Origin of the sequence: Hamadaea sp. NPDC051192, assembly GCF_040682475.1 — a bacterium.
GTDB classification, from domain to species: domain Bacteria; phylum Actinomycetota; class Actinomycetes; order Mycobacteriales; family Micromonosporaceae; genus Hamadaea; species Hamadaea flava.
In genome coordinates, this window is the sequence record NZ_JBFBAZ010000002.1 from 184933 (window position 1) to 205699 (window position 20767).

Here is a 20767-nt window from a genome sequence, read left to right on the forward strand (position 1 = left end):
CCCCTAGATCGCCCAGTTCGAAAACGAAAACGAGGTCACAGGTGTCTTTCCTGGCCCGGGTCAGTCTCGCGAACCGCAAGCTGGTGGCGCTGCTCACCACGCTCGTCGTCGCCTTCGGCGTGTACGCGACGCTCTCGCTGAGACAACAACTGCTCCCCGACCTGTCCTTCCCCGCCGTGACCGTGGTGGCGACCTATCCCGGCGCCGCGCCGGAAGTCGTCGAGGAGCAGGTCACCGCCCCGATCGAGAAGGCCGTCGAGGGCCTCGACGGGGTGGAGAGCACCACGTCGACCTCCCAGCAGGGCTCGGTGCAGGTCATGGTGTCGTTCTCCTTCGACACCGACATCGACGAGGCGTCCGCCGACGTGGAGCAGGCGGTCTCCAAGATCTCCGCCGCCCTGCCGCAGGGCGTCCAATCGCAGGTGCTCACGGGTAGCACCGGCGACATGCCGACGATGGTGCTGGCCGCCACCTCCGACGGCGATCAGCGGGCCTTCGCCGCCGCGTTGCAGGACAAGGTCGTCCCGGAGCTGCGGGCCGTCGACGGCGTCAACGAGGTCTCCGTCTCCGGCGTACGCGATCAGGTGGTGACGATCGCCCCGAACCCGGCGGCGCTGGCCAAGGCCGGGCTGTCCACGCAGTCCATCACCAGCGCGCTCAGCTCCCTGGGCGGGACCTCGTCGGCCGGGCAGATCACCTCCGACGGCCACAACCTCAGCCTCGCCGTCGGGCAGCCGGTCACCTCGTTGCAGCAGATTCAAAACCTCTGGCTGTCCCCCGGCGCCGCCTCAGCGACCAGCCCGACGGGCACCGACAGTGGCACCGGCACCGACGGCGCAGGCAAGACAAAGCCTGTGCAGCTCAAGAACGTCGCCACCGTGGCGCTGACCGACGCTGCGGTCACCTCGATCACGCGTACCGACGGCAAGCCGAGCCTCGGCCTGTCCATCACGATGGACCGCAACGGCAGCAGCCCGGCCATCTCCGACGCCGTACGCGATCAGCTGCCCGAACTCCAGGAAGCCCTGGGCGGCGGCGCGAAGCTCGTCGTCGTGTCGGACTCCGGCCCCGGCGTCAAGAGCTCCGTCAACGGCCTCGTCGAGGAAGGCGCGCTCGGCTTGGCGATGGCGATCCTGGTCATCGTGCTGTTCCTGCGGTCCGCCCGCGCCACCGTCGTGACCGCCGTGTCCATCCCGTTGTCGCTGCTCATCGCGCTGATCGCGGTCTGGCAGCAGGGCTACTCGCTGAACATCCTGACCCTCGGCGGGCTGACCATCGCCGTCGGCCGGGTCGTCGACGACTCGATCGTGGTGCTGGAGAACATCAAACGCCATCTCGGCTACGGCGAGGACCGGCGCGCGGCGGTGCTGACCGCCGTCCGCGAGGTCGCCACGGCGGTCACCTCTTCCACGCTGACCACGGTCGCCGTGTTCCTGCCGATCGCGTTGGTCAGCGGGTTCGTCGGGGAGCTGTTCGGCTCCTTCGCCATCACGGTCTCCGTCGCGATGCTCGCCTCGCTGCTGGTGTCGCTGACCGTGGTGCCGGTGCTGGCGTACTGGTTCCTCAAGACGCCCAAGGACGCCGTCGGCGTACCGGCCGAGGTGTATCGCGCCCGGGTGGAGGAGCGCGAGCGGCACGGTCTGCTCCCCCGCCTCTACCTGCCGATCATCAAGTGGGCCGTCGGTCACCGTAAGACCATCCTGGCCGGTGCCGTGGTGCTGCTCATCGCCACCTTCGCGATGGCCGGCGGGCTGAAGACGACGTTCATCGGCGACTCCGGTCAGGACTCCATCCGCGTCACGCAGTCCCTGCCGGCCGGGACCGACCTGGCCACCACCGACTCCGCCGCCCAGAAGGTCGAACAGGCTCTGTCCGATGTGGACGGAATCGCCTCGTACCAGGTAGTACTCGGCTCGACCGGCGGCTTCTTCGGCTCGCAGTCGGCCAACAACGTCTCCTACACGCTGGTGCTGGCCGACGACGCCGACAGCGCGGCGGTCAGCGACGACGTCCGCGCCAAGCTCGCGACGATCACCGACGCCGGCGAGCTGAAGGTCGGCGAAAGCGGCGGCGTCACCGGCAGCAGCGCCATCTCGGTGACGGTCCGCGGCGACGACGACCAGACCCTCACCGACGCCACCCAGCAGGTCCAGCAGGCGCTGAGCGGCGTATCGCAGGTCACCGACGTGCAGAGCGACCTGAGTGAAAGCACGCCGCAGATCAGCATCGTGCCGGACGGCGAGGCGGCGGCCCGCTACGGGCTGAACACCATGACCATCGTGTCGGCCCTACGCCAGGCGGTCAGCGGCACGACCGTCACTCAGGTCACCCTCGACGGCGCCGCCCACGACGTGGTCCTGCAGACCACCGCGGCCGCGCCCGACAGCCTGGCCGAGGTCAAGGCACTCACCCTGCCCACCTCCTCCGGACTTGTACGCCTGGAGCAGGTGGCCGCCGTCCGTCAGGTGGACGGGCCGGTGCAGCGTACGCACATCGACGGCGAGCGCACCAACACCGTCTCCGCGACCCCCGTCGGGGACAACACCGGGGCGGCCAGCCAGGCGGTGACCGACAAGCTCGCCACGCTGACCCTGCCCGCCGGGGCGAGCTACGAGATCGGCGGCGTCACCGCCGACCAGAACGAGGCGTTCTCGCAGCTGATCCTGGCCATGGTCGCCGCCGTGGCGCTGGTGTTCCTGGTGCTCGTGGCGGTGTTCCGCAGCATCCGCCAGACGCTGATCCTGCTGGTGTCCATCCCGTTCGCGTTCATCGGCGCGTTCGCGCTCCTGCTGATCACCGGTACGCCGCTCGGCGTGGCCGCGCTGATCGGCATCCTGATGCTCATCGGCATCGTCGTCACCAACGCGATCGTCCTCATGGATCTGGTCAACCAGTACCGTGAGCGCGGTCTGAGCGTGGCGGACGCCGTCGTCGAGGGCGGCCGGCGGCGGTTGCGGCCCATCCTGATGACGGCGTTGGCGACCATCTTCGCCCTGCTGCCGATGGCGTTGGGCATCACCGGCGAGGGCGGCTTCATCTCCACGCCGCTGGCGGTGGTGGTCATCGGCGGCCTGGTCACTTCGACGGTCCTGACGCTGATCCTGATCCCCGTCCTCTACACCATGGTCGAGGGTCGCCGGGAACGCCGTCAGGCCCGGCGTACGCCGCCGGCGGTGGAGCCTGCCGAGGCCGCCGAGCCGGTTCCGGTCGGCTGATCGGCGCGGGCAGCGGCGGGTGCGTGCATCGCGCCCGCCGCTATCCGTTGCGGCGCACCATCTCCGCGATCCAGATCGGCGCGTATGGGGAGGTGCAGTTCGGCGGGGTCGGATAGTCCTTGAGCACTTCCAGGCGTTCGCCGATGCCGATCGCCCGCGCCCGGTACGCCGGATGGTCGATCCCGATCTGGGCCAGGCTGTGGTTCATCGCCCACTGCAACCGGTCCGGCGCGTCCTTCATCTGCGCCTCGATCGTGTCGAGCAGCCCGGGCAGGTCGAGTCCGTCGGGCTGCTTGGCCACCCGTTCGGTGGTCAACGCCCAGCCGGCGCTGGCCACCACCGGGTCCGGGTCGGCGAACCACGCCTGGCGCAGCTCCTCGGCGTACGGGCTCTTCTTCACCACGTAGTTCACGAGCCAGTCGTGCACTTTCGGCGTACGCGCCTCGCGCAGCATGGTGTCCAGCTCATCTCGCTCGAACGCCTTCGGGCGGCAGATCAGCAGCGCCACCAGTCGCGCCGCGGTGTCCCCGGTGGCCCAGAGCTGCCGAGCGAGGTCCTGCTGGGTCTTCAGCTCCTTCGCAAGCGCGCGCAGCTTGCTGAGGTTGACCCCGTGATCGTCGCCGTGCTTCTCGTTGACCGCGCGGGCCTTGGGGTCCTCCAGCGCGGCCAGGTCGGCCAGCACCTCGGCCACCGTCGTCTCCGTCACCGTCAAAGCCCCTTCCTCGCGACCTGCCCCTCACCCTACCCACGCCACCGGCCGCCCTCGGACCTTCCGATGATCGCGACCGGGAAGGATAGGGGCATGCCGACACCCGAACTCGCCGAGCGACTGTCGCGGATGACCCAGGACCGCCAGACCGCACTGGACAAGACCGTCGCGGCAGCCCGGCGGGCGAACCTGGGCGCGCTGCTGCTGATCGGCTCACTGGGCCGGGGCGGCGGTGACGCCTGGTCCGACCTGGACCTGATCGCGGTCGGCGACCCCGAAGCCACGCTCGACCTCGCCGTCGTGTTCGGCGACCAGGTCCTGGCGACCGTCGACGCCCCGCGCGAGGCTCCGATCGGCGGCTCCTACGCCGGCGTATGCCTGCAGATCGCCGACGGCGTGCTGTGGCTGGACTGGTATCGCTGGCCGATCGAGACGGCGGCGATCCCCACCGATGCCACGGCGCTCTACGACGACCTGCGACTACCGGCCAGCCCGGTGGAGTTCATTCCGCTCATCACCGCCCACAGCGACCCGACCGCGCCCGGCGCTTCCGGGGACGCGGCCGTGCTGCTGCGCGTGGCGGTCGCGGCCAAATACCTGGCGCGGTCCGCCGCCACGAAGCTGGCGGCGAAGATCCCCGAGACCGCGGGACTGCGGCTCGATGAGATGGCCGAGCGGTTGCACGCCATGGCCGCCTCGGTGACCGATCCAAAGCTGGCCGCCGCTGTCACGGCGACCCGCCGGCTGGTCGACCTCGCCGAAGCGGCCCAAACGAGTTCCTAATCAGCAGCCGAGCGCCGGAGGCTCAGGCGATCGGGGCGGAGAAGATCAGGCGTACCTCGGTGTTGCGGTAGCCCGCCCGCTCGAACGCGGCGGCCATCGGGCGGTTGGCCAGATCGGTCGTCGCGGTGACGCGCTCGGCTCCGGCGGCGGCGTGGAACCGGGTGATCGCCGCCAGGATCTCCGTGACGTAGCCGCGGCCGCGCAGTTCCGGGACGACACCCAGGTACCCGACGTTGCGGTGGTAGGGCGTCGCCGACGGGATGGCGAGCCCGGCCAGCGCGCCGTCCGGGGTGTATGCGAGCCGCCACCATTCCCGCAGGCCGGGCCGATCGAGATAGAAGGCGAGCGATTCCCGGGCGGTGGATTCCGCGCCCTGAGACTGCTCGCTTTCGAGGGTATGCGCGTCGAGCGTGCCCTCGGCGACGCGCAGCATCGCGGCCAGGAACACCTCGTCGTCCGGCTCCGGCCGGAACTCCAGTCGTTCGGGCGCGTCGGGCAGGCCGGCGTCCGGCGTCCACTCGAACTGGAGCCGTTCCACCTCGACCGTCAGTCCGGCCAGCTGTGCGGCCGCCCGCCGCCAGGCGACCGCGGCCGCGTACGCGTCGTCGGCGCGCCAGCCGCCGGGCAGTTGCATGAGGTTGTACAGCGGCGGGGCCGCCGCCCCGGCGTCCCGGAACGCCTGGTGCCCGGCGCTGAGCAGGGCAGCCGCGAGGGTCGCGCGCTCGGCGGCCGGGACTTCGTCGGCGACCGACAGGCAGTCCAGCGCCAGTGGCTGGGCGCTGTCGCCTTGCCCCCACCAGAGCGCCCGCGCCAGCAGCCGGCCGTCGCCGTCCTCGGCCACCCAGGTCCACTCCGGACGGTATTGGCGTTCGGCGGCCTCGGCCCGGTAGCGGTCGGCGGGCAGCCGCCATACCGGCTCGTTCGACGACAGGGCCAGCACTCGATCGAGCTCCTCGCCGTCGCCGGGCACGAAGTGGAAGGACGCGGTGCTGTGGTCGTGCACGAGTGACTCCCCATTTCAGTGGATCTGTCCGGCCACCCTAGCCCATCCGCCAATTCGTGATCTTGGTTACAGATCCGCCGGCACGGGTTCCTGGCCAGCGGAGTTCGGGGCGCACGGCACTTCGAACTCCGCTGATCATGGACGGCTCAGGCGCCGGGGCCGAACCACCGGGCCAACGCGGCCTGCAACGCCGCGACATCCGGCTGAGCGTCGCTCGACTCCCAAGCCACGTAGCAGTCCGGCCGGAGCAGCACTCCGGTCGCCTTGGTGTCGGTGCTCGTCCCGGTGACGACGTCGACTCGGTCGCGCCACGGTACGGCGACCGCGGCCAGGTGGCCGTCGGCGGTCAGGTCGAGCAGCAGCGGCCGGCCCTGCCGCGTCAGCTCGGCCAGGCAGCGGCCGTCGACCGTGAGGTCCGGCGCCCAGGCGCCCATGTCGGCGTACCGGATGTCCGCGCCGGAGATGAGGTCGGCGATGCGCTGCAGCACACTCGGCTCCCGCAACAGCTCGCCGAACACCGTACGCAGCGCGGTGATCTCCGGTCCCGGGCTCACGAGTACGCCCTGCGCGGTGGTCTGGGTGGTCACCTTCTCCGCCGCCGGGCGACGCTCGGACTCGTAGGTGTCCAGCAGCCCGGCCGGAGCCCAGCCGTGCAGCTCGCCGGCCAGTTTCCAGGCCAGGTTGATCGAGTCCTGCAGACCGAGGTTGAGCCCGTTGCCGCCGATCGCGGAGTGCACGTGCGCGGCGTCGCCGACCAGGAACACCCGCCCCTGCCGGTACCGCTCGGCGAGCCGGGTGTTGCCGCCGACGACCCGGCGCATCATGCCCGGCGCGGGCAGTTCCTCGACCGGCGCGTCCGCGCCCACCACCCGGTGGAACGCGGCCGTCAGCTCGGCGAAGCTCATCGGGCGGGACTCGTCGACGTCGGCCTGCTCGGAGACGCTGAGCATCACCCGGCCGTCCGGGAACGCCGCGAACGAGACCATGCCGTGCTCGGTCCGGGTGTGCAGGAACGCCGGGATCACCCCGTAGCCCGGCACCCTCAGCCCGCCGCCCGGGTCGCGGAACTCCGCCGGTACGCCGACGTGCGCGGTCCGGCTGACCGTCCGGTCGTTGGTGATCCCGGGGAAGCCGATGCCGGCGAGTTTGCGGGTCGCGCTGTGACCGCCGTCCGCGCCGACCAGATATCGCCCGGTCAGCTCGACCGGCCCGGCCGGACCGTCGAACCGGGCCGTCACCGCATCGTCCGATGGCGACAGTCCGACCAGGTCGAGCCCTCGGCGGATCTCGACGCCCAGCTCGGTGGCCCGCTCGGCGAGCACCTGCTCGACCTTGGCCTGCGGCACCAGCTGGACGTAGACCGGACTGTCGGGCAGCTCCCCGAACGGCATCGGGTACGCGGCGAACATGAAGTGCGGCGCGGGGCGGGGCGGTCCAGGGGTGCCGGCCAGGCGCTCGAAGAGCCCGCGCCGGTCCATCATGCGCACGATCTGGCCGACCATGCCGTTGGCGCGCTGCTCGGTGCGCTGCTCGGTCAGCTTCTCCACCACGACCGGGCGTACGCCGGCCAGGGCCAGCTCGCAGGCCAGCATGAGCCCGTTGGGCCCGGCGCCCACGATAATGACATCTTCCATGACAAATCTCCCGTTCATGGGTAGGAGGGATCGCCCGTCGACGCGGCGACGGGTGGTGGGTGATGCCTAGTGGGGCGCGACGATCAGGCGCTGGGGTCGGGCAGTCCTGCCTCGACCAGGTCGAGGGCCTCGATCATCACGCGCTTGACGTCGACCTTGGCGTCGTTGCGGATGTAGTGCTGCTGACACGCGTTGTTCGCGGCGTTGACGACCGCCGCGACAAGACTCGGATAAAGGTCACGGCCGACGACGGTGCCGGTGCGTTGGGCGATGGCGGCAGCGATCTCGGCCTCGGCGAGCGCTCCCGCGCGCAGAATCTCGGCCTGCATCGACGGCGTCGTCATCAACGCGGTGACGCCTGCCGCCCATCGGTCACGATCGCCGACCGGATGCTCGACGACCTCCGGGCCGGGTTCGAGCTGCGCCAGCAACGCGTGTCGGATGGATGTCCACAAGGGTTCGCCGGCGGGTCGCTCGCGCAGTTCGTCGGCCATCTTCGCCGAGCGGTCGAGATGCCGGGCGGCGACCGCTTCGGCCTTGCTGGAGAAGTAGTTGTTGAAGGTACGAGGGGACACCCCGGCCGCGGAGGCGATGTCCTCCACGAGGACGTTGTCGAAGCCCCGCTTGACCGCAAGCTGAATCGCCGCCCAGCTGAGTGCGGCTCTGGTCGCTTGCTTCTTCTGCTCGCGGAGGCCCATGCGAACAGCGTACACAAAAGTGCGCCCCCCGCAAAGATGCGTGACCCGCATATTTTGCGAACGGTACGCTGCCCGCGTGCTCGACACCTGGGAGCCCAGCTCCGGCGGCGTACTGCGCCTGCCTTCGGGAAGGCTGATCCGCGGCCGTGGGCTGCGCCGCCCACTCCCGCCGGGGCCGCCGCCGGACTTCGCGCTCTACCTGCTCGGCCATGAGCCGCCGCCGACCTCGTGGCACCAGCGATGGATCCGCTGGCCGGATTTCCGGCTCCCCTCCGATCGCGACCACGCTCGCGAAGCCCTGCGAGAAGCCTGGATCCGCAGCGCCACCGAACGCGTCGAGCTCGCCTGCGGTGGCGGCGTCGGTCGCACCGGCACCGCCTTGGCCTGCCTGGCCGTGCTGGACGGCGTACCCGGGAAGGAAGCCGTCGCGTTCGTCCGCGAGCGTTACTCGCCAAGGGCGGTCGAGACGCCGTGGCAGCGCCGCTTCGTCGAGCGCTTCCCCCAGTAGGCAGCTGAGATGACATAAATTTGTGTTATCTCAGATGTGACTGTAATTTCGATCGTATGGCGACCGACGCTGAGATCACCTTCGCCGACCACATCGGCCGCTTCTACGCCCGCCGCTACGGCATGGCGCCGATGGTCGGCCGGCTGCTCGGTTACCTGGTGATCCGGCATCCGAGCGAGCCGAGCATCGCGGAGCTGGCCGACGCGCTACTGGCCAGTCGCAGCGCGATCACCGGCGCGGTCAGCACGCTGGAGACCCTCGGCCTCATCCACCGCTCGCGAGCCGCGGGCGAGCGAATGGACCGTGTCCGCCTCGATTTGGACGCTCCCCGGTCGACCGGTTTCGACGTGACCGAGTTCCACGAGCAGGCGGCGCTGGCGCGCGAAGGACTGGCGCTGCTCGAAAACGCCCCCATCGAACGCAAGGCGGCGCTGCTGGAGTGGCAGGCCTTCGCAGACTTCCTCGTGACGCGGCTGCCGCAACTGGAAGCGGACTGGCGCGCCCATCGCGAGAAGCTGCGCGCCGAAGGCACGCTCCCGGACATCCCCCGCCGTCCCCAGTGATCGCCGGAAGGGAAAGCCATGTCCCAGAACACTTTCACCGGCTTGGTGCCGGTCGACGACACCGCCCTCCACGTGACCGACACCGGCGGACCCGGCCGGCCGATCGTCTACCTCAACGGCGCGTACGCCGATCAGTCGCACTGGCGCCGCGTCATCGCCGGCCTCGGCGACGGCTACCGGCACATCGCGTACGACGAGCGCGCCCGCGGCAAGTCCAAGCGATCGGCGGACTACTCCTTCGAAGGAGCCGTCCGGGACCTGGACGCCGTCCTGACCGCCCGGGGCGTCGACCGGCCGCTGCTGGTCGGCTGGTCCTACGGCGGCATCCTGGCCTGGCATTGGGCCGACCGTCACCCGGACCGCATGGTGGGAGCCGTGATCGTGGACGCGTTCCCCGTCGGGATCACCGGCGAGGAGGGGCGAGCGCAGATCCGCAAGCTGTTCCGCAAGATGCGGTTCTTCCTGCCGATCGCGGCCCGGTTCGGGCTCGGCGCGCGGATGAGCGCCGACCAGCACGCCGACATCAACATCGAGCTGAACGAGATCGCCGCCGGGAGCGTACCGGTGCTCGAACGGCTGACCGTCCCGGTGTGGTTCGTCCTCGCCAGCGGCGACAGTCTCGGTACCAGCGGTGGCGAGATGGACGAGGGCCGCAAGGTGCTCGACCCGATCCTCGCCGCCAACCCGAACGTCCAGGTGAGCACGAAGGTCGCGAGCAACCACAGCAAGATCCTCAGCAAGGACTCCCCGGCCGTCGCGCAGGCCGTCCGCGACCTGTACGCGACGATGACCTGATGCGCGAAACCGCCGAAGAGCTCGACGAACTGCAGGCCCTGCTCGACCGGTCGCTCGCCGGATCCACCGCGCACCTGCGCTCGATCGTCGTCGGCCGCACCATCACCGCGGCGCAGCTCACCCAGATCCTGACCGGCATGTGCACGCTCGCGCTGTCCACCGTCACCGCTACCGGCGAACCCCGGATCAGCGGCGCGGACGGGCATTTCCTGCACGGCAAGTGGCACTTCGGCACCGCCCGGACGGCGGCCAAGGCCCGCCACCTCGCCGCCCGCCCGGCGGCCAGCGTCGCGCACATGCGCGGCGAGGACCTGGGCGTGTTCACCCATGGCACGGTCGAGATCCTCAACCCGGCCGACGGCGAACCGGCCGCCGACTGGCCGGAGCTGCTGGCGTACTTCCAGGAGTTCTACGGCGCGGACGCCTTCGACTGGGACGAGGAGGTCGTCTACTACCGGCTCCATCCGCATTGGACGACCGTGTTCGCCCCCGACGTCGCCAAGCTCCTCCCGGCCTGACTCGCCCAGTCAGGTCGTCCGCAGGGCGGTCTCGGCGGGCGAGCGGCGTCCCACGAGCAGGCTCAGGAAGGTGACCAGGGCGATCACGAGCAGGTCGATCCCGCCGGCCGTGAGCAGCCGTGCCCACGGGATCGGTGGATGCGCCACGTGCCACGGTCCCTGCGCCTGATACTCGACCCACGAGTACGCCGGCTCCCGGTTCTCCCGGTCGGCACGCTGCTGCCGCGCGATCCCCGCGTCGGTGCACGGCACGATGACGTCGGGGTCGCCGAGTTCGTGGCAGACGTGGTGCACGGCGGCCGGGGCCCGCTCGGGGACCATGGCCAGGCTCGGCGAGGCGAACCCGGTCGCCAGACCGAGCAGGACTCCGGGGACGGCCACCAGGAAGACGCCGAGCAGGCGGGCGGTGACGAGCACCCGCGTCGAGGTGCCCGCCGCGAGCAGGGCGGCCTCGGTCCGGCGGCGGGTCATGGCCACGTCGACCAACGCGATGAGCAGCCCGACCGCCGCGAAGCCGATGAAGACCAGCGACAACGCGTACAGCATGTCGAGGACGAGGTCTTGGAGGGCGGGGTCGCCGATCGTCTGCCCGACCAGAACCTCCATCTCGACGTGGAAGTCCAGCTGCGTACGGATGCCGATCAGGGCGCCGAACAGCACCGCGCAGACCAGCATCGCCGAGACGGCCCGGCTTCCGGCGTATGGGTCGGCGAGGACGCGGCGGGCCGCGATGAGCGTGGCGGGGCGGTACGCGTACCGCAGCGTGAGCCTGGCGCCGAGATAGGCCACGCTCGCCGCGCTGAGCGGGACCGCCGCGCAGATCGCGGCGAGGCCCGCCAGGAGCGTGACGTAGGGCAGGACCAGCCGGTCGCCGGACGCGTCCGCGCGGGCCAGCGAGTCGATCCACGCGCGGCAGACAGACATGTCGACGAGGCCGATCGCGATCAGCCAGAGCGGCCAGATCCGCGGGCGTTCGCGCCGGGCGCGGCGGGCGGCTTCGACCGGTGACTTGATCAGACGGCGCAACGCGAGCATCGACACCAGCCCGGACAGCAGCGGCAGCGCGACGAGCACCGCGACCCAACTCCACCAGGCCGGCCAGGTGTCGGTCGGCAACGGCAGCAGCGGCCCGGTGTAGGGGTGCAGCTCGGGGAGGCCCTCGACCTGCACAGCCGTCATGCGCACGCCGTCCATCGTCGGGCGGTGCAGCAGCCAGCGCAGCAACGGATAGACCGCGGCGGCGAGCAGCACGCCGACGGCGACCGTGAACGCCTGCGACGCGGCGGCGATCGTGCGGGCTTGCCGAGGCGTCGCACCGGCCAGGCGCAGGGTGGCCAGCCGATGGTCGCGCGCCGGGCCGCCGAGCCGCGCCGCCTGCGCGAGCAGCACCAGCGCCGGGATGATCGTGGCGGCCACCATCGCGATGAGTCCCGGACGCAGGCCGGACTCGTTGAGCAGCGTCGAGGTGTAACGCCAGTCGTAAGGGTCGAGCGTCCAGCCGCCGCCGGGCAGGTCCAGCCTGCGTTCGGTCGGCGCCATGTTCAGCACTGCCCCGGTGGCCAGCACAGACAGCCCGGCCAGCAGCGCACCGACGACAGTGAGGGCGACCCGGACGCGGTCGGTCAGCGATCCCGGGTACGCCAGCCGCACCAGCGTCGTGAACCTCACGCGGTCACCGCCGACAGGACGCGGCCGTCACGAAGGTGGATCTCGCGATCGGCGTACGCCGCCACCGTGGCGTCGTGCGTGATCAGCACGACGGCGGTGGCGTGTTCCTTGGCCGCCGACACCAGCGCGGCCAGCACCGATTCACCGGCGACCGAGTCGAGCGACCCGGTCGGCTCGTCGGCGAACAACAGCCGGGGCCCGGTGACCAGCGCCCGGGCCAACGCCACGCGCTGCTGCTGCCCGCCGGACAACTCACCGGGCCGCTTGGCCGCCTCCCCGGCGACGCCGAATCGGTCGAGCCACTGCTCGGCCGATCGGGCCGCCGGCCCCCGCGTCGCCCCACCGAGCAGCAACGGCAACGCCACGTTCTCGGCGGCGGTCAGCTCCGGAACCAGCTGACCGTGCTGCAACAGCACACCGATCTCCGTACGCCGCAGCACCGCCCGCGCCGCCTCGCTCCGGTCGTCGAGCCGAGCCCCGGCGAACCAGATCTCGCCGGAGTCGGGGGTGACGATGCCGGACAGGCACAACAGCAGCGTGGACTTGCCCGACCCGGACGGCCCGGTGATCGCGAGGATCTCCCCCGCGGCCACCTCGACGTCGGCGTCGGCGAGCGCGGCGGTGCGCCCGTACTGCTTGGTGACCGCACGGCCTGCCAGCAGGGTCATGACCGGATCTCCTTGTCGAGCGCGTCGACCCGGGACACCGTCTGCTGCATCCAGCGCAGGTCCGCGTCGAGGTGAGTGATCGTGTAGTCGGCCGCCGCCGCCTCGTTCACGCTGGTGGCGGCCTGCCGGATCTGGGTCAGCTCCCGCATGCGGGCCATGTGCGCGGCCCGCTGCCGCACCAGGTATTGCGTCGCGGTCTGCCGGTCGGCGGCCAGCAATGCGACCACCACCTTCTCCAGCAGTGCGCCCCCGAGATGCGGAGCCGGCGTCTCGACAGCTTCCAGCCACTGCGCCAGTTCGGTACGCCCGGCGCCGGTGAGGCGGTAGCTGACCCGTTCCGGCCCGGACGCCTGATCCGATCCGGCGGGTTCGATCAGGCCGTCGCGTTCCAGCCGGCCGATCGTCGCGTACACCTGCCCGAAGGCGAGCGGCTTCGCCGACGGCAGCGCGTCGTCGTGCGCTCGCTTCAGCTCGTACCCGTGGTGAGGACCGCGGGCGAGGAGGCCGAGCAGGAGGTGGCGGGTGGACACGCGCCTACTATTCACTCGTTGAATAGCCGCGTCAAGAGGGACTCTTCGGCGGCGTTCGGTCGTCTGGCGGCCATCGCCTACGGTGTACCGCGAACGCCCGCAGTCCCGGGCGGGAAGGGGACGTCTTGCGGTTCGGCGTCTTGGGCCCGGTGGTGGCCTATGGAATCGGCGGAGCTGTCGAGTTAGGACCGACCCGGCAGCGGACGGTTCTGGCGACCCTGCTGGTCGAACCCGGGATCGCCGCGACGCCGGAGCAGCTCATCGACCGGGTCTGGGGTGAGCGGCCGCCACAGCGGTCCCGGCAGACCCTGCACACCTACCTGTCGCGGCTGCGTACCGCGCTGGAAGCCGCCGACGGCCCGGCGTTGGCCCGGCGCGGCCGGGGGTACCTGCTCGACGCCGATCCGGAAACCGTCGACCTGCACCAGTTCCGCACACTCGTCGCCGAGGCGCGCTCGGCCGACGACGCCGTCGCCGCCGGGCTCTGGCGCGAGGCGCTCGATCTGTGGCGCGGAACGCCGTTCGACGACGTCGACAGCGACTGGCTCGACGCGATCGCCGTCGGACTCGAACGCGAGCGCTGGGCCGCCGTCCTCGACCGCAACGACCTGCTGCTCCGCACCGGCGACCACGCCACCGTGCTGGCCGGCCTCACCGCGGCGTCGAACGACCACCCGCTCGACGAACGTCTGGCCGGGCAACACCTGCTCGCCCTCTACGCCGCCGGACGCCAGGCCGACGCCCTCGCCCACTACCGGGGCCTACGCCAGCGCCTCGTGGACGACATCGGCAGCGAACCCGGACCCGTCCTCCGCGAACTCCACCAACGCATCCTCAACCACGATCCGCAGCTGATCCGCGGCGAACCGGAGAAATCCCGCGAACCCACGCCGGTCGCCTCGGCGGTTGTGCCTGCGGTTGTGCCGGCGCAGCTCCCGGCGGACGTCGCCGGATTCACCGGACGAGCCGACGAACTGGACCGGCTCGACACGTTCCTGAGCCCCGAAGGCGGCGTACCGGAGCAGGCGATGAAGATCGCCGTGATCGGCGGCACCGCCGGCGTCGGCAAGCCGATCACCGGAATTTAGCACATATACGCGCCATACGTCAGTCGGCATGGTGAGGCGTACACATGTTCTACGACAGTTACGGGCTGTGACCTGGCTCTCAGGAATGCCGTGCAATTTGGAGACAATGCCGGATATGCCCAAATAAATCGAAGGTCACCACTACGCGGCGTGCCGATGTTGTCGGTAGCGAGGAGTACTATCACTCCACTGGATCGCAAGGACCCCGGGCGCGTTGCGCGAGGGCGACAAGCGCCCGGGAGCCGTTCTTGCGTAGGAACTCGAACGATACCCGGACTCCGCATTTCCGTGGCATATCGCCACGGAAATGTGATCTTCGCCTTGTCGTGGCACGCCCGTGGTCCCTACCTGCACATTTCGCGCGGAGACGGAGGACCACATTGGCGAGTCGCATGGGCGTCGCGGAGACGGTGACGAACAACGTCGTTTTGCCGAACCCTCGGTATGAGAAGACCTGGGATTCGATCATCGTGCAGCCGGAGATCAAGGACCGCCTGCTCAGGTGGGCGGTACTGAGTCTCCGCATGCGCGCCGAGTTGCCCTTCGAGGCGACGGCGCTGCACGGACTGGTGTTGCTGTACGGCCCGCCGGGGACGGGCAAGACGACGCTGGCGCGCGGCCTGGCGCAGCGGCTCGCTCCGCTGATGGCAAAGCGCAAGGTGCGCCTGATCGAACTGAATCCCCACGGGCTGATGAGTGCTGAGCACGGCCAGTCCCAGCAGAAGGTTGCTGAACTACTCACCCAACACGTTCCCGCACTGGCCGACGATGGCCTGCCGACCGTGGTCCTGCTCGACGAGGTGGAGTCGATGGCAGTGGCCCGTAGCGAGGCGTCGCTATCGGCCAACCCGGCCGACGTCCACCGGGCCACGGACGCGGTGTTGACGGCCCTGGACGACATCGCGACCCGCCATCCGCATCTCCTGGTCGTGGCGACCTCCAACTTCACTGGCGCCCTCGATGCGGCGTTCCTATCGCGTGCGGACGTCGCAATCGAAGTGCCTGCGCCTGACGCCGAGGCCGCGCTGGCGATCTTGTCGTGCGTGTTGCGCGATATGTCGGCGGCGTTCCCCGCGCTGCTCGACCTCGCCGAGGACACGGGCCTTAAGGAGGTAGCGGGACTACTCGCGGGTACGGACGGCCGTCAGATTCGCAAGACGGTCACCGAGGCGATGGCGGCACGGCTGGAGACGGTGCAAGATCCGGGAAGGCTTACGGCCGGCGACCTTCGGCAGGTTGCCATGCGTGCCACGTCCGCCAAGGCGAACGTCATCGGAGGCCACCGTGCAGCGGTTTAGGACTATCGCTGGTCCCCCGGAGCGGACCTCCACCGAGGCGTGGCAGACGGCGACCGGCCTGATCACCGAAACGCTTACCGCCTCGGCCTCGATCACTAGCGCCGCGGTGGCTTCGGCGCTGGCCCCGCTTCGGGGGATCGGTCCAGCAATGATCGCCGCCGGACACCTGGAAGCGGCACCGATGGTGCTGGTCAGCGGGTCGCTGCATGTCAGCATCACGGTGGCGACCGGTGCCGCCGTCTCCTCGGCGGAGGAGAACCTGAACCCCGTGCCAGGCGGCGCAAGCGCCACCACAGACTGGATGCTTTACCTTCCCAACCCCGTCAGCTTCTCCACGCCGCTCGCCAGCGCCGTGTCCCAGTCGAGCCACTTGTCGGTGGCTACGCCGCCGGACGACAGCGACCGCAGCGGAGAGGTGAGCTCGAAGAAGAGCATGGTTGATCTGTCGGCTCTTGAAGGGCTGCGAGCATCGTCATGACGAGCACCTCAACCTCGACGAGCACGTGGACGATCGTGCACACCGCGACACACCTGGCTGATGTGATCCTCGGTTCGATTGCCGACATCCTTGGTCACCTCGGTATTGATGCGACTCAGCTGTTCTCCTCGTGGGCGCAGGATGAAAGCGCGATCACCGCGTGGATCGCTGAGGAGTCCCTTGAATCGGTGGTGCTTGAGTGCCATCGGCCCAGCGGGAGCGTCAGCCCGATCTTGGAGTTCCCCGTCTCCTACACCGTCGGCGGCGTCGCGGACAAGACCTTTACGGCAGACCGCGCAAGCCTCGCTCGGTACCTCGCGAAGCTGGAGACAGTTCCGAAGGGTACGACCTATCGCCTCTTCGTGACATTCCGTAAGGCCCGCACCCCCCAGCCGGGGTGGTCATCCGCGACCCGGGCAGGAACCAACGGTATGCGATCGTCCAGCTTCGGCACGCTCGCCGGAGCACCCCACGGTAGCGCCGGCCTGCGCTACTTCACCAGCAGATAACGTGCCAGGGAGTCACCATGGGCTATATCGACGACGCCTTCGAGCTACTCAAGAAGAACCTCGAAATCACCCAGACGGAGAGCGACCTCGCGCAGACTCGCCACCGGCTCATCCGCGATCACATCAAGTCCGAGTGGAGTACGGTCAACGACTTTCTGACCGGGAGCTACGACCGCAAGACCAAGACCAAGAAGCTCAAGGATGTTGACATCTTCGTCGTCATCGATCCGGATGGTCCGCAAGGTCATTTGGCGAGCGGGACCGGCACCGCTGCCGTCGACGCCTTGTGCAAGGTCCTGAAGACCGGCTGGCCGGACGTCACAGGCGATGACTATGTGGCGCTTGTGGAGTACGCAGGCGAGGATGTTGCTTCCTACGAGGTTGCGCCGGTGTTCGCGCGTAAGGGCGGCGGATACCTGATGCCGTGCGGCAGCGGTTGGATGGCTACCGACCCCAGTGTCCATGCTGATCTCGTGACCGCCAAGAACAAGGACTGCGACGCGAAGTTCGTGCCCTTCGTCAAGATGGTCAAGGGCATCAACCGCGAAGCCGGTGATCCGATCTCCCCGGCATTCCTCATCGAGGTAATGGCACTGGAACTGGTGAGTCCACCATTCGGGCGCTATCGCGACGAGATCCGCTGGTTCTTGGCATCGGTGGCCGACCAGATCACGAACGACTGGCCCGATCCGGCGGGACTCGGCCCAGACATCAACGCGGGCGTCGGGGCCGCAGCGCGTCAGCGGCTCGCGGGCACCGTCCGAGGATGGCTGGAGACGTGTGAGGAAGCCATCCTCCAGGAGAACGCGGGCAAAGACAGGTCCGCTGTTGAGACCTGGAAGACCCTCTTCGGCTGGCGAATGCCCCGGCCGTAGTCAATAACCAGCAGGTACGAGGTCTCGACATGCCCATAACGAACCCGCCGATCGGCGCCGCTCAGAACAGCGACCGAGCACTGCGGATGCTGGCCGCTCAACGGCGCCTGTACTCGGACGCCAAGGCGATGCATGGCACGCGGATCATCACGGTGGCCGCAGGTGCGATCGTGGCGGTCATTGCCGCGCTCGCGTTGCCACAATGGCGTACGCCTATTGGCATCACCACCGGCGTTGCCCTGATGTTGATCAGCTTCCTCGGCAGCGCGCGCGAAAAGCGCAAGGTCAAGGAAGCGGCGTCGATTCAGGAAGAATTCGACGTCATGCTCTTCGGCTTGTCCTGGAACGATATCCATGCCGATCGTCCTACGCCAACGCTTATCGCCGAGGCCGATAGGCGATACGGAGGCGGCCGAGATGGGCTTCGCGATTGGTATCCAGACACGGGGAATGTTCCACACCCGATGAACGTCTTAATCTGCCAGCACAGCAATCTGGGCTGGGGTGCCACGCTTCACCGTGCATGGGCAGCGGCGCTCACCGGGATATTGCTGACGCTCGTCCTAGTGTCGGTGCTGGTCGCATATCTCGGAAGTCTGGGGTTTGTTGAGGCGCTGACTGCAATCTTCGCTCCTCAGTTGCCCTTGATCAAGGAGCTTATCGAGATGATCAAGGCTAACAACGAAAGCGTTCAAACCAAGGTCAGCGTCGAGAGCAAGGTTCTTGGAATATGGCGACGCGGGCTCAACGACCCGGCCTCGGTCACGGTCGGTGACTGCCGCACTGTCCAGGATAAGATCCTTCAGATTCGTCAGGCCAACGCCTCGATACCTGATTGGTTCAACAACCTCATGCGCAGTCGCCAGGAATCAACCATGAGAGCAAGTGCAGCGCAAATGGTGGCAGAGGCGAATACGCTTGGCTGAGCCGATGCTGCGATCTGAGCGACGTCAATCTTGGACGATGCGTCGGAGGAACTCTTCCTGACAGTAATCCGTTTAGTAATTTTCCGGCGGCCGAATCGAGCACGACGAACCGGCAGTTGACCTCCTGACAGGCATCCCACGCCTCGACGTCGCCGACCATCGTGCGGCTTGTCAGAACATGGCGGCTGAGGCAAGCCGGCGGCAACTGGGAGCTGGAGACGGGCGAGAAGATCGAGGAGTTTGCGGCGGCGCTGCTGCTGCTGCTGCTGTTGCGTCACCACGGGCCAGGCAACCGGATCACGTCCGACAGACCGGGACAGGCGCGACTGGTAATGGCATTCTCGGCCGTCGCGCTCAACCTGTCAGCTTGGTGAGCCTGTCGAGGAGGGCCTGATTACCGTGTCCTGGCGGGCGGGCCGCAGCGTATCGCCGCAGGACTTCGACTTCGCCGTCCCGGTCTCCGAGACGGCGGAGGATGATGGCAGCCCGCTTGGTCCAGCCAGGCGGGGGTTCCAGGCCGCCGATCGCCGATGCCCTCTCCGTAGCTTCGATGATCTCGAACAGGAGCAGAAGGGCTTCGTCGTCGCGTCCTGCGGAGCGGAGTTCGTCGAGGTGGTCACCCCACTCGGTGAAATGCCGGCCGCGCACGAAGCCTGCCTGGTCGGCGAGTTCGCGGCGCCGCTTGCCCTCTTCCAGTCTGACGAGGTCGCTGTCCATCGAAGCATCATTGCATCAGGGCCACGACGACGGTGGCCCTGCGTCACTGCTTGATCGGCGCTCCAACTGATCCCTTGTTCGACCGCACTGGCCGATGCGTCGTCACGTCGTGGCACCGTCATAGAATTCGCCTGTGGAGATCGCGTCGTTGTGGCAGGAGCTGGAGCGCGTCCTGACGCCCATGCTTGCAGAGTTTCGGTCCAGGCCGTCTCTGCGTGTCGAGCAGAAGGCGGATGCGACGCTGTTGTCAGAGGCAGATGAGGCGGTGCAGGCCCAGATCATTCGGTGTGTGCGGGCAGTGGACCCGGACGGGGTGATCCTCGGCGAGGAAGGTGCGCACGGTCCGGATCTGCTGCATGGACGCGGCTTGAGCGACCGGGCGTGGATCATCGATCCGATCGACGGGACGGCTCAGTTCGTCAACAGCGAGGGCCGGGAGTTCTGCAGCGTCGTCTGTCTCGTCGAGGACAAGCGGCCAGTCGCCGCGTTCGTGCTTGCGCCCGAGATCGGTCCCGGCCGCACGCCAGTGTGCGTACGTCTGAGCGGTCCGGGCGAGGCGATCGAGATCAACGGCAAGCAGGTCGCCAGCCTGGCGAAGGCTGACCAGGCGCACATGGTCTCGATGACGAGGAGTTCCGGCACGCCGGAACGAGCGTCCGAGCGGGAGCTCGCGGCACGCGGCTACCGGTTGAAGACTCGCACCACGTCGCAGACGCTTGACATGCTGAGAGCCTGTGTTGATCTGAGTCCCTTCACCGAGCCGGTGCTGGAGCCGTTCGGCTTGTTCTACCGGGAACGGCAGAAGATCTGGGATGGCGCGGCGGGCCTGTGCTTCGCGTATGCGGCGGGCCTCTACGTCGCTGACGGCACCGGTCGTGCGCGGACCGAGATTGACATCGCACTGGACCTCGCTGACCCGGTGTTCGACAGCACCTTGATCGCTTCGGATTCGGTGGCCGCACAGATCGTGGTCGCGGCCTCGAAGCCCTGATCGGGCCGCCACGATTCACGCTGGTACTACGGCTCGATCGACCGAAGGCGCACGACCAGATGCTTAAGATACGACGGCCATGTGCGGCTCTGTGGGATCTGGCTGACCAGGTGCTTGGCGAGTTCGGTCTCGCCGATGCCGGCAGCAAGGCTGGCGGATCGGATGGCCAGATGAGGAATGCCGTCGGGTAGCTCAGCGACAGCGGCCGTCAGGTAGTGCCTGGCCTGCTCTGTCTCGTTGTGCCTGATTGCTTGGTCAGCCATCGCCAGTAGCCACAGAACGGTGACATCCGTGCGAAGGTCGGCGAGCTGGTCGGAGTACACCTCGTCGAGGCGGTTGAGGTCCCGGCGCAGTCGCCGGGCTCCGGCGAGCGCGTCCGGATGGGGCACCCGGCTGAGCAGGTGCACCACGCCGTCCGCCTCGGTCTTGCGCCGATGGGCGTTGACGGCTGTGACCTGGTCGGCGTCCTGGTCGGCGATGCCGAAACTCGTGCGCATGTGTCCGCGTACGAGCTCACATGTCGGCGGGGGTACGACCTGACGTGTCGGTCTCCGGCGGCGACGATCATGACATGGTGGGTCCGTCGGGCGCCA

The 20767-nt window shown here is 68.8% G+C and carries 23 protein-coding genes; 14 read left to right on the top strand and 9 right to left on the bottom strand.

What is annotated here, in order from left to right; translation table 11 throughout:
- The first annotated feature begins 41 nt into the window (after nucleotides 1-41).
- A complete protein-coding gene (locus tag AB0M47_RS02065) occupies nucleotides 42-3215 on the top strand; it encodes an efflux RND transporter permease subunit (RefSeq protein WP_363406850.1) in 3174 nt (1057 codons plus the stop codon).
- Nucleotides 3216-3255: 40 nt separating this feature from the next.
- On the opposite strand, the gene AB0M47_RS02070 is transcribed toward AB0M47_RS02065, so the two are convergent.
- On the bottom strand, nucleotides 3256-3921 hold the full coding sequence (locus AB0M47_RS02070; protein ID WP_363406853.1) for a DNA alkylation repair protein: 666 nt from the start codon (nucleotides 3919-3921) through the stop codon (nucleotides 3256-3258).
- A gap of 96 nt (nucleotides 3922-4017) precedes the next feature.
- Between AB0M47_RS02070 and AB0M47_RS02075 the strand changes: the two genes are divergently transcribed.
- Nucleotides 4018-4707 carry a hypothetical protein gene (locus tag AB0M47_RS02075; protein WP_363406856.1) on the top strand — a complete coding sequence of 230 codons (690 nt, stop codon included), beginning with the start codon at nucleotides 4018-4020 and terminating at the stop codon, nucleotides 4705-4707.
- 22 nt (nucleotides 4708-4729) lie between these two features.
- Here the strand turns inward: AB0M47_RS02075 and AB0M47_RS02080 are convergent, their stop codons facing one another.
- From AB0M47_RS02080 to AB0M47_RS02090, 3 genes are all read right to left on the bottom strand, one after another.
- Nucleotides 4730-5710, bottom strand: coding sequence for a GNAT family N-acetyltransferase (locus AB0M47_RS02080; RefSeq protein ID WP_363406859.1), 981 nt, complete (start codon nucleotides 5708-5710; stop codon nucleotides 4730-4732).
- 146 nt (nucleotides 5711-5856) lie between these two features.
- Nucleotides 5857-7344 carry an FAD-dependent monooxygenase gene (locus tag AB0M47_RS02085; protein WP_363406862.1) on the bottom strand — a complete coding sequence of 496 codons (1488 nt, stop codon included), beginning with the start codon at nucleotides 7342-7344 and terminating at the stop codon, nucleotides 5857-5859.
- 83 nt (nucleotides 7345-7427) lie between these two features.
- Nucleotides 7428-8042: a TetR family transcriptional regulator gene (locus AB0M47_RS02090; RefSeq protein WP_363406865.1), complete on the bottom strand. Its 615-nt coding sequence runs from the start codon at nucleotides 8040-8042 to the stop codon at nucleotides 7428-7430.
- Between the two features lie 76 nt (nucleotides 8043-8118).
- On the opposite strand from AB0M47_RS02090, the gene AB0M47_RS02095 reads away from it, so the two are divergent.
- From AB0M47_RS02095 to AB0M47_RS02110, 4 genes are read left to right on the top strand one after another with little or no spacing between them, the layout of a single operon-like run.
- Complete coding sequence (locus AB0M47_RS02095) at nucleotides 8119-8550, top strand: protein-tyrosine phosphatase family protein (RefSeq protein ID WP_363406868.1); 432 nt, start codon at nucleotides 8119-8121, stop codon at nucleotides 8548-8550.
- 56 nt (nucleotides 8551-8606) lie between these two features.
- Nucleotides 8607-9113: a MarR family transcriptional regulator gene (locus AB0M47_RS02100; protein WP_363406871.1), complete on the top strand. Its 507-nt coding sequence runs from the start codon at nucleotides 8607-8609 to the stop codon at nucleotides 9111-9113.
- Nucleotides 9114-9131: 18 nt separating this feature from the next.
- A complete protein-coding gene (locus AB0M47_RS02105; protein ID WP_363406874.1) occupies nucleotides 9132-9908 on the top strand; it encodes an alpha/beta fold hydrolase in 777 nt (258 codons plus the stop codon).
- Complete coding sequence (locus AB0M47_RS02110) at nucleotides 9908-10426, top strand: pyridoxamine 5'-phosphate oxidase family protein (protein WP_363406877.1); 519 nt, start codon at nucleotides 9908-9910, stop codon at nucleotides 10424-10426. The genes AB0M47_RS02105 and AB0M47_RS02110 overlap by 1 nt, the downstream gene beginning before the upstream one ends.
- A 9-nt stretch (nucleotides 10427-10435) precedes the next feature.
- Here AB0M47_RS02110 and AB0M47_RS02115 read toward each other — a convergent pair whose 3' ends face one another.
- Genes AB0M47_RS02115 through AB0M47_RS02125 form a run of 3 tightly spaced genes read right to left on the bottom strand, consistent with a single transcriptional unit; the run spans nucleotide 10436 to nucleotide 13292 of the window.
- Nucleotides 10436-12094 carry an FtsX-like permease family protein gene (locus AB0M47_RS02115; RefSeq protein ID WP_363406880.1) on the bottom strand — a complete coding sequence of 553 codons (1659 nt, stop codon included), beginning with the start codon at nucleotides 12092-12094 and terminating at the stop codon, nucleotides 10436-10438.
- Nucleotides 12091-12762 (bottom strand): ABC transporter ATP-binding protein, encoded by a 672-nt coding sequence (locus AB0M47_RS02120; RefSeq protein WP_363406883.1) that lies wholly within the window; start codon nucleotides 12760-12762, stop codon nucleotides 12091-12093. Before AB0M47_RS02120 ends, AB0M47_RS02115 begins: the two co-directional genes overlap by 4 nt.
- Entirely contained in the window at nucleotides 12759-13292 is a 534-nt protein-coding gene (locus tag AB0M47_RS02125; protein WP_363406886.1) for a PadR family transcriptional regulator, read from the bottom strand. Before AB0M47_RS02125 ends, AB0M47_RS02120 begins: the two co-directional genes overlap by 4 nt.
- Nucleotides 13293-13417: 125 nt before the next feature.
- Between AB0M47_RS02125 and AB0M47_RS02130 the strand changes: the two genes are divergently transcribed.
- From AB0M47_RS02130 to AB0M47_RS02160, 7 genes are all read left to right on the top strand, one after another.
- Nucleotides 13418-14380 carry an AfsR/SARP family transcriptional regulator gene (locus AB0M47_RS02130; RefSeq protein ID WP_363406889.1) on the top strand — a complete coding sequence of 321 codons (963 nt, stop codon included), beginning with the start codon at nucleotides 13418-13420 and terminating at the stop codon, nucleotides 14378-14380.
- A gap of 392 nt (nucleotides 14381-14772) precedes the next feature.
- Entirely contained in the window at nucleotides 14773-15678 is a 906-nt protein-coding gene (locus AB0M47_RS02135) for an AAA family ATPase (RefSeq protein ID WP_363406892.1), read from the top strand.
- A gap of 148 nt (nucleotides 15679-15826) precedes the next feature.
- Nucleotides 15827-16156: a hypothetical protein gene (locus tag AB0M47_RS02140; protein WP_363406895.1), complete on the top strand. Its 330-nt coding sequence runs from the start codon at nucleotides 15827-15829 to the stop codon at nucleotides 16154-16156.
- A complete protein-coding gene (locus AB0M47_RS02145) occupies nucleotides 16153-16665 on the top strand; it encodes a hypothetical protein (RefSeq protein WP_363406898.1) in 513 nt (170 codons plus the stop codon). Before AB0M47_RS02140 ends, AB0M47_RS02145 begins: the two co-directional genes overlap by 4 nt.
- 17 nt (nucleotides 16666-16682) lie before the next feature.
- The gene (locus AB0M47_RS02150; protein WP_363406901.1) at nucleotides 16683-17540 is read left to right on the top strand and encodes a CBASS oligonucleotide cyclase; all 858 of its coding nucleotides are present in this window, start codon (nucleotides 16683-16685) and stop codon (nucleotides 17538-17540) included.
- Nucleotides 17541-17569: 29 nt separating this feature from the next.
- Nucleotides 17570-18466: an S-4TM family putative pore-forming effector gene (locus tag AB0M47_RS02155; RefSeq protein WP_363406904.1), complete on the top strand. Its 897-nt coding sequence runs from the start codon at nucleotides 17570-17572 to the stop codon at nucleotides 18464-18466.
- Between the two features lie 161 nt (nucleotides 18467-18627).
- Nucleotides 18628-18840, top strand: a complete 213-nt coding sequence (locus AB0M47_RS02160; protein WP_363406907.1) for a hypothetical protein — start codon at nucleotides 18628-18630, stop codon at nucleotides 18838-18840.
- Here AB0M47_RS02160 and AB0M47_RS02165 read toward each other — a convergent pair.
- A complete protein-coding gene (locus AB0M47_RS02165; protein ID WP_363406910.1) occupies nucleotides 18821-19183 on the bottom strand; it encodes a hypothetical protein in 363 nt (120 codons plus the stop codon). The genes AB0M47_RS02160 and AB0M47_RS02165 overlap by 20 nt on opposite strands.
- A gap of 133 nt (nucleotides 19184-19316) precedes the next feature.
- Between AB0M47_RS02165 and AB0M47_RS02170 the strand changes: the two genes are divergently transcribed.
- Nucleotides 19317-20174: an inositol monophosphatase family protein gene (locus AB0M47_RS02170; RefSeq protein WP_363406913.1), complete on the top strand. Its 858-nt coding sequence runs from the start codon at nucleotides 19317-19319 to the stop codon at nucleotides 20172-20174.
- A gap of 26 nt (nucleotides 20175-20200) precedes the next feature.
- Here AB0M47_RS02170 and AB0M47_RS02175 read toward each other — a convergent pair whose 3' ends face one another.
- The gene (locus AB0M47_RS02175; RefSeq protein WP_363406916.1) at nucleotides 20201-20671 is read right to left on the bottom strand and encodes a hypothetical protein; all 471 of its coding nucleotides are present in this window, start codon (nucleotides 20669-20671) and stop codon (nucleotides 20201-20203) included.
- Nucleotides 20672-20767 lie beyond the last annotated feature (96 nt).